The 1,503-nt window shown below is 74.1% G+C and carries 1 protein-coding gene and 1 pseudogene; both read left to right on the forward strand.

The window, feature by feature from the left end:
• The first annotated feature begins 74 nt into the window (after positions 1 to 74).
• The gene (locus E1300_RS49475; protein WP_131764150.1) at positions 75 to 347 is read left to right on the forward strand and encodes a hypothetical protein; all 273 of its coding nucleotides are present in this window, start codon (positions 75 to 77) and stop codon (positions 345 to 347) included.
• A gap of 32 nt (positions 348 to 379) precedes the next feature.
• A pseudogene (locus E1300_RS49480) lies at positions 380 to 1,503 on the forward strand (hypothetical protein); the annotation flags it as partial.

The following is a 1,503-nucleotide window of genomic DNA, read 5'->3' on the forward strand; positions in this document are numbered from 1 at the left end:
TCGGCATGAGGATCGACGAACACGGTGATGGGAGGCAGCTTCTTCCGCTTTTTGGTCTTGGCGAGGCTGTTCTGGTGACGGATCCGCTGACGTTCGCGCGCGGCGGGCTGACCGTGGAGGTCGAGGTGGCGGGGACCGGCCGGGAGCGTGAGATCACCGGGCGGCTCGTCCCGCCGTCGCCGGTCATCGTGGAGGTCCGCCATGCCGAGGTGGCGGCGGGCGGGGCGGTGGGGCGGACGGACGGCAGCGGGTTCTTCTGCCTACCGCGGGTCCCGGCGGGGCTGGTGAGCCTGGTCCTCCGGTTCGAGGGTGGGACGCCGGTCGTCACGAGCTGGGTCCGGCTGTGAGGGACGAGGGGGCTCTGCTGAGGCTGGCGGCGGTGGATCCGCGTTCCGCCCGGAGCAGCGCCGCGGTCCTGCTCGAACGTGCCGCTACGACGTCCGAGCGCATCGTCGCGCTGCGGGTGGCGGGGTTGGCCGCCAAGGAGCTCGGTGAGTTGGACGCGGGGCTGGCTTCGCTGCGCCGGGCCCTGTCCCTGGCGGAGGACCATGACGCCTACGCGACCGCACAGGTGCGGATGAATCTGGTCGGTTTGCTCGCGGCGCGCGGGGAGTTCGGTTCCGCGCTCGCGCAGGCCTCTCGGGCGGAGCCCGTCCTGCGTGGGAGGGACGCGGATCGGCTGGCGGCCAATACCGCCTGTGCCCTGGCACGGGCCGGGCATCTCAAGGAGGCGCACGAGACGGCGGCGCGCGCGCTGGCCCGGCTCCGTACCGTTGGTGGCGATCCCTCCGCCTTGACCGGTCTGCTCACGAACCTCGGTCTGGCGCGGACGATGCGGGGTGACATGGCCGCCGCGGAGGATGCCTTGGCCGAGGCGGTCGCGGTGGGCGAGGCCGCGGGGCTGGTGCATCAGACGGCGATGTCCAAGGGCAATTTAGCGTTCGCGGTAGGGCGACGTGGGGATGTCCCGCGCGCGCTTCGGCTCTTCGCCGAGGCGGAGCCGTGGCTGTCGGGCGAGCGCTTGGCGCAGTGCCGGTTCGACCAGGCGGAGATCCTCATCATCGCGGGCCTCCCGGGTGAGGCCCGTCCGATGCTGAGGCTGGCGTTGGACGCGGCCACGGCGAACGGGTACCGGTGTGACGTCGCGGACGGTCTCCTCCTGCTCGCCCACGCGGAACTGGCCGACGGCGATCCCGAGCGGGCCGCGGACACCGCCGAGCGGGCCCGGGCCGCCTTCGCGGAGCAGGAGCGCACCGGGTGGACGCTGCTGGCCGAGCATCTGCTGATCAGGGCACGGTGGACGTCCGGTGAGCGGTCCACGATCCTGCTCCACGCGGCCACGGCCACGGCGGAGCGCCTGGAGGGCGGCGGCTGGGCGGACGCGGCCGCCGAGGCCCGGATCGTCGCCGCGCGGGTGGCGATGGCCCTCGGCAGGCCCGCCGGGCACCTGCTCGCCTCGGCGGGACGGTCGCGCGGCCCGACGTCCGCGCGCGTCGCGGCCTG

Source organism: Actinomadura fibrosa, from assembly GCF_900659615.1.
GTDB lineage: Bacteria > Actinomycetota > Actinomycetes > Streptosporangiales > Streptosporangiaceae > Spirillospora > Spirillospora fibrosa.